Genomic DNA, 6167 nt, shown 5'->3' with positions numbered 1-6167 from the left:
GGGGGGACCCTGTGGGAGAGTAGGACGCCGCCGAACAATCATTGTGGGAAAGCCCCGCACCTCATGGTGCGGGGCTTTTCTGCGTTCACGGGCCGTGTGAGGGCCTCCCTTTCGGGAGTCCCCGCACGGATCACAGACGGCCGGCGGCCTTCAGGGCGAGATAGGCGTCCGCCAGGGCCGGGGCCAGATTGTCGGGAGCGGCGTCCACGACGGTGACGCCGTGGTGCTGGAGCTGTTCCGCGGTACGGAGTCGCTGGGTCTGGGCCTGGGTCGCGGCAGCGGCCTCGTAGACGCCCTCGATCGTGCCGCGGGTGCCGGCCATACGAGCGATGTGAGGGTCGGCGGGGGATGCGACCAGGACCGTGTGGCGCCGGGTGAGCTGGGGCAGGACGGGGAGCAGGCCCTCTTCGACCGGGGCCGCGTCCAGACCGGTGAGCAGGACGATGAGGGAGCTGCGAGGGGCGCGGGCCAGGGCGGTGGCCGCCAGGCCGCGGGCGTCGGTCTCGACGAGTTCGGGTTCGAGCGGGGCCAGGGCGTCCACCACGGCGGGCAGGACGTCGCCGGCGGACCGGCCCTGGACCTGGGCGCGGAGGCGCCGGTCGTAGGCCAGGACGTCGACTCGGTCGCCGGCGCGGGAGGCCAGGGCGGTGAGGAGGAGGGCGGCGTCCATCGCGGCGTCGAGGCGGGGGACGTCGCCGACGCGGCCGGCGGAGGTGCGGCCGGTGTCGAGGACGATGAGGATGTGGCGGTCGCGCTCGGGACGCCAGGTGCGGACGGCGACCGTGGTCTGGCGGGCGGTGGCCCGCCAGTCGATGTTGCGGGTGTCGTCGCCGGGGACGTACTCGCGGAGACTGTCGAATTCCGTGCCCTCACCGCGGGTCAGGACGCTGGTGCGGCCGTCGAGTTCGCGGAGCCGGGCCAGCCGTGAGGGCAGGTGCTTGCGGCTGGCGAAGGGGGGCAGGACGCGTACGGTCCAGGGGACCTCGTGGTTGCCCTGGCGAGCGGCGAGACCGAGGGGGCCGTACGAGCGGACGGTGACGCGCTCGGCGTGGCGGTCGCCGCGGCGAGTGGGGCGGAGGGCCGTGGTGATGCGGCGGCGTTCGCCGCCGGGGACCGTCAACCGCTGGCGCGTGGGGGTCTGGGCGGCGCTCGGGGCCCACGCGTCGCGGAGTTGAGCACGAAGGCGGCGGCGGGAAGGGTTGGTGACGGTGAGTCGGATGTCCGCCCCGTCACCCAGTCGAACAGACGTATCACCACTTCGGGTGAACTGCAGCGTTCTTACTGGCGCCGCCATTGCGTAGTCGCACAGAATTGCGAGGGTGAGGGGCGCGTTCACCGCGAGCATCCCCGTCCAACTGGGGGCGAGGATGCCCACGGGGAGCGACCCGATGGCGGCGAGCAGGGCGGTGCGTCCGGTGAGGGCCATGGGGCGCCGTTCTCAGCGGGGTACGGGGACGTGGGCGAGGATCGAGTTGAGGACGGAGTCGGGGGTGACTCCCTCCATCTCGGCCTCGGGCCGCAGTTGGATGCGGTGGCGCAGGGTCGGCAGGGCCAGGGCCTTCACATCGTCCGGGGTGACGTAGTCCCGGCCGGTGAGCCAGGCCCAGGCGCGGGCCGTGGAGAGCAGTGCGGTGGCTCCTCGGGGGGAGACGCCGAGGGTGAGCGAAGGGGATTCACGCGTGGCACGGCAGATATCGACGAGATAGCCGGCGATCTCGGCGGAGACCGCCACCTTGGCCACGGCCTCGCGGGCGGCCTCGAGTTCTGCGGGGCCGGCGACGGGGCGCACTCCGGCGGCCTTCAGATCGCGGGGGTTGAAGCCCTGGGCGTGGCGGGTGAGGACATTGATCTCGTCCTCGCGTGAGGGAAGCGGGACCGTCAGTTTCAGCAGGAAGCGGTCGAGTTGCGCCTCGGGCAGGGGATAGGTGCCCTCGTACTCGACGGGGTTCTGCGTCGCGGCCACCAGGAACGGCTCGGGCAGCGGACGGGGGGTGCCGTCCACGGTGACCTGGCGCTCCTCCATGGCTTCCAGGAGGGAGGACTGGGTCTTGGGGGGCGTGCGGTTGATCTCGTCCGCGAGCAGCAGGTTGGTGAAGACCGGGCCGGGCTGGAAGGAGAACTCGGCGGTCCGGGCGTCGTAGACGAGGGAGCCGGTGATGTCGCTGGGCATCAGGTCGGGGGTGAACTGGACGCGCTTGGTGTCGAGTTCGAGCGCGGAGGCGAGTGCCCGCACGAGGAGGGTCTTGGCGACGCCGGGGACTCCCTCGAGGAGGACGTGGCCCTTGCAGAGCAGGGCGACGACGAGACCGGTGACGGCGGGGTCCTGGCCGACCACGGCCTTTCCGATCTCGGTGCGCAGGGCCTCCAGGGAGGCGCGGGCGCTGTCCGAGCCCGTCAGGGTCTCGGGGGTCGGGGCGCTCATGAGGTGCGTACCTCTCTTTCGAGGGCGTCGAGTTGGTCCGCGAGGCGGATGAGGGCGGCGTCGTCGGCGGGAGCCGGGCCGAAGAGGAGTTCCTGGTGGGTCCCGGCGGTCGAGGGGAGCCGGGCGGAGAGTGCGGGGAGCAGCAGATCGGGGGAGTGGGCGTCCTTGGTGGGGACGCCGAGGAGCGGGGCGATCCGGCCGCGGGTCGCGGTGCGCAGGACGGTCGCCGCGCGGTCGCGGGCGTCGGCCTTGCGGTAGAGGCGGGCGCGGCCCTCGGTGGCCTCGGAGGCGCGGACGGCGACCGGGAGCCGTTCGGGCACCAGCGGGCCGAGGCGGCGACCGCGCCAGACGGCGGCGAGGACGGCCGCCACGACGAGCTGCAGGGTGCCCCAAAGCCAGCCGGAGGGGATCAGTTCGAGGAAGGTGCCGGTGGGGTCGTCCGCGGCCTCGGGGTCGGCGGTGGCGTCGGTGAGTGAGGGGAGGTACCAGACGAGATGAGGGCGGGAGCCGAGGAGTTGCAGGGCGAGGGACGCGTTGCCCTGCTGCGCCAGACGCTTGTTGTAGAGGAGTTCGGCGGAGCCGAGCAGGACCGTGTCCGCCGTGCCCGGGCCGGGGAGCCGGACCAGGGTCGGCAGGCCGTCGGAGAGGTAGCAGACGTCGGCGGTGGCGGTGCCGGTCTCGTAGCGCTCCCCGCCGAGTTCCACGCTGCCGGCGCGGGTGGCGGCGGGCAGGGTGCAGGCGGGTTCCAGGGTCGCGACCGTGGTGCTCGTACCGGTGTCGAGGCCGGGGGCGAGGGTGCCGAGGGACGGGATGCCGGCGCCGAGCAGGACGGTGCGGCCGGCCGAGCCGGCCATCGCCGTGTACAGGGCGGACTGCTGGCCGGGGGTGAGCAGGTCCGGAGTGGTGACGAGAAGGGTGGTGTCGGCGCCCGTGGCGGCGGTGGCCTCGGTGAGGGTGTCGGCGATGTCGACGGTGACGCCCTGGGCCTTGAGGAGTTCGGCGACGGCTCGGCTGCCGTGGGGGTCGGCGGAGCGGGGGTCGAGGAGTCCGTGGTGGTCGGTGGAGCGGGCCGTGGCCAGGACGATGCCGCCGATCAGGAGCAGGGCGAGCACGAGCAGCGTGCCGCGGGCGCGGGTCCAGATCTGACGGGGGGTGAGCGAGGTGGAGGTGGTGCTGGTGGCCTGACGGCTCATCGGGGCGCCTCCGTGAAGGCGCCGGTGGCGACCGTGTCGAGGGTCGGCTTGGTCCGCTCCAGGGCGGTGTCCAGTTGCTCGATGCGCCGGTACGCGGGCTGGTCGGCGGTGCGGCCGCCGTACGTGACGTCGTCGAAGGCGCGGGCGGCGGAGCGCAGCCCGTCGGCATGGGCGGGCAGGGACCGGCCGGCTTCCGTGGCCGCCTCGTCGGCCGTGCGGCCGGGGCGGGGGTCGAGCAGGGTGCGTTCCTCGAGGGAGCGCACGATGGCCCGCATGCGTTCCTGGACGGCCTGGTTCCACTGGCCGGCGGCGGCGTGGCGGGCGGCGGCGGCCCGGTGCTCGGCGGCCGTGCGGGGGCCGTCGTCGAAGAGGGAGTCGCCGCCGCCGGACGCGGCGCGCTGGGGGGTGCCCAGGCGCCACCAGAGGGCGGCGATCAGGGCGAGCGCGACGATGACGACGGCCACGAGCCCGGTGGTTCCTCCGGGCGTGGCTCCGGAGACCGCCTCGAAGAGGCCGTCGACCCAGTCCCAGAAGCGGTTGAGCCCGCGTTGGAGAAGGCTGGGGTCGTTCTCGTGGTACATCGGCTTGGACAGTTCCCGCTCCGCCGCCTCCTGGGCGGGGACGCGGGGAACCCGCACCGGTACGTCACCGGCTGTGCCCCCCGTGATCGTCACGCCATCAGCCTCCGTAGCCGGGGAGTCCGGCGGCGCGGGCCAGTTCGAGGTCGAGGGCCTCGCGGCGGATGCGCTGGTCGATGTAGAGGAGGACGGTCACGCCGGCGGAGATCGGGTAGGTGATCGCGCTGGTGATGACGCCACCGATGCCCATGATGATCAGGTACGTCCAGCTGGTCTCGGGGATGGAGCCGTCGAGGATGTCGTTGAGCCCGTTGCCCGCCACGGCCATCGCGAGGAAGGCGAACGGGATGGCGATCAGCATCGAGAACAGGAAGACCAGCAGCTGGGTCAGGATGTTGATGCCGAAGATGCGCCACCAGGAGCCCTGGACCAGCTTCGCGGAGCGCCTCAGCGCCTTCACGACGCCCTGCCGCTCCAGCATCAGCGCGGGCGAGGCGAGGCTGAAGCGGATGGTCAGCCAGACCACGGCCACGAAGGCGCAGCTGCCGCCGAGGAAGGCGAGACCGGCGCCGCCGCTGCCGCCGAGGAGCAGGCCGGGGAGCAGGCCGACGAACATGATGCCGGCGGCCATCAGGGGCACGAGCAGGGTCAGCCCGAGCAGTTGGAGCAGACGCGGGCGGGCCTCCTGCCAGGCGGTCCCCAGGGTGACGGGGCGGCCCAGGACGGCGCGGCTGATGACGACGGTGAGCAGCGCGGCGCTGACGAGCGTGGCAGCCACCATGATCACGTAGGCCGGGCCCATGCCGATCAGGCTGCTCTGCAGGGCGTCCACGCTCTGGGAGAGGGCCTCGGCGGGGCTCGCGTCCGGGTTGATCTCCGGCGGTGCGGGGACCAGGTAGCGCTGGGCGAGGATCTCCGCGACCTGCATGAGCACCGCGACCGTGACGGAGACGGCGAGGACCGTCTGCCAGTAGCGGCGCAGGGTGGCCACGGAGCCGTCGAGGATGTCGCCGAGGGTCAGCGGGCGCAGCGGGATCACACCGGGCTTCGCGGCCGGCAGGGGCCCCCACTGGCTGTGCTGCTGGCCCCACGGGCCCTGCGGGGCCCGGCCGCCCCAGCCGCTGTCGGCACGGGCCGGGGTGGGGGCCGGCGGGGTGCCGTTCACGGGGGCGGTCGGGGGCTGCCACTGGCCGGCGGGAGGCTGGTCCTTCGACCACTGGGGGGCGGCGCCGTTCGCGTCGCCGGGCGAGGCGGGCCGGGGCACCCCCTGGTCGTTCTGGCCGTCGGAGGGAGCAGATCCGGGCGAGGCCCAGCCCGGAGTGTCGTTCACGGTCGTCCACCTCGAGGAATGGTCGCGGGGCCGGATCGGCGAACCGGCTCGGTCTCTGCGGCCGACCGCCTGGAGCGGCGGGCCGGGAGCCATCGTGCCACGCGGGCCCCGCCCGTGGGCGGGGCCGTCTCGGCTTTGTGTCCTCGCTCCCGGGTGGGCGGGTCGGGGGACGCGGGCGGTGGGTGGGGTCGTGGCCCCCGACATGGTGGAGCCCCCTGTCCGTGGGGTTTCCAGGCAGGGGGCGCAAACGGTGTTGTTCGCGAGTGTCGAGTGTTTCGGCTACGTCACTTGTTCCATCCACCGGGGGCGTGGCCCGAGGGGTTCTGGAACTCGCTCTCCTGCGTGAGCGAGCTGCCCTTGCAGGACGGCTGCTGGCCGCCGGGGTCGTGGCCGCCCTTGTTGGTGCAGGAGATGTCCACTTCGTCGATGGTGGCGACGGCGGTTCCGGCAGTGCCCAGCCCGAGCGCGCAGGCAGCGGCGGCCGCGGCTATCGCCGCACCGAGCCTCTTCTTCGTGAGGGACCTGGTCATGACGACCTCGAATCCTTTGGTGCAATATTCGCTCCCCACGTTTCTCGGGCAAAACGCTCGTTGTCAAGCGATTCGGGCAAGTGTGGTGGAGTTGATGAACCGGCCGGTAGGGGA

At 73.1% G+C, this 6167-nt stretch carries 6 protein-coding genes; all 6 read right to left on the bottom strand.

What is annotated here, in order from left to right:
- Nucleotides 1–130: 130 nt before the first annotated feature.
- Nucleotides 131–1426, bottom strand: coding sequence for a DUF58 domain-containing protein (locus AB0M16_RS34555; protein WP_365350183.1), 1296 nt, complete (start codon nucleotides 1424–1426; stop codon nucleotides 131–133).
- A gap of 12 nt (nucleotides 1427–1438) precedes the next feature.
- Nucleotides 1439–2422: a MoxR family ATPase gene (locus tag AB0M16_RS34550; protein WP_365350181.1), complete on the bottom strand. Its 984-nt coding sequence runs from the start codon at nucleotides 2420–2422 to the stop codon at nucleotides 1439–1441.
- Nucleotides 2419–3615, bottom strand: coding sequence for a DUF4350 domain-containing protein (locus AB0M16_RS34545; RefSeq protein ID WP_365350179.1), 1197 nt, complete (start codon nucleotides 3613–3615; stop codon nucleotides 2419–2421). The genes AB0M16_RS34550 and AB0M16_RS34545 overlap by 4 nt, the downstream gene beginning before the upstream one ends.
- The gene (locus AB0M16_RS34540; protein WP_365350177.1) at nucleotides 3612–4289 is read right to left on the bottom strand and encodes a DUF4129 domain-containing protein; all 678 of its coding nucleotides are present in this window, start codon (nucleotides 4287–4289) and stop codon (nucleotides 3612–3614) included. Before AB0M16_RS34540 ends, AB0M16_RS34545 begins: the two co-directional genes overlap by 4 nt.
- Nucleotides 4290–4293: 4 nt before the next feature.
- The gene (locus AB0M16_RS34535) at nucleotides 4294–5523 is read right to left on the bottom strand and encodes a hypothetical protein (RefSeq protein ID WP_365350175.1); all 1230 of its coding nucleotides are present in this window, start codon (nucleotides 5521–5523) and stop codon (nucleotides 4294–4296) included.
- A 284-nt stretch (nucleotides 5524–5807) separates the two neighbouring features.
- Complete coding sequence (locus tag AB0M16_RS34530; protein ID WP_365350173.1) at nucleotides 5808–6053, bottom strand: hypothetical protein; 246 nt, start codon at nucleotides 6051–6053, stop codon at nucleotides 5808–5810.
- Nucleotides 6054–6167 lie beyond the last annotated feature (114 nt).

Origin of the sequence: Streptomyces sp. NPDC051921 (assembly GCF_040680975.1) — a bacterium.
In the GTDB taxonomy this organism is placed as follows: Bacteria; Actinomycetota; Actinomycetes; order Streptomycetales; family Streptomycetaceae; genus Streptomyces.
This window is presented reverse-complemented; position numbering and strand designations above follow the sequence as displayed.

What these genes read in the sequence shown, in the direction of transcription:
- AB0M16_RS34555 (WP_365350183.1), bottom strand. Translation starts at nt 1,426, where the DNA reads ATGGCCCTCACCGGACGCACCGCCCTGCTCGCCGCCATCGGGTCGCTC.
- AB0M16_RS34550 (WP_365350181.1), bottom strand. Translation starts at nt 2,422, where the DNA reads ATGAGCGCCCCGACCCCCGAGACCCTGACGGGCTCGGACAGCGCCCGC.
- AB0M16_RS34545 (WP_365350179.1), bottom strand. Translation starts at nt 3,615, where the DNA reads ATGAGCCGTCAGGCCACCAGCACCACCTCCACCTCGCTCACCCCCCGT.
- AB0M16_RS34530 (WP_365350173.1), bottom strand. Translation starts at nt 6,053, where the DNA reads ATGACCAGGTCCCTCACGAAGAAGAGGCTCGGTGCGGCGATAGCCGCG.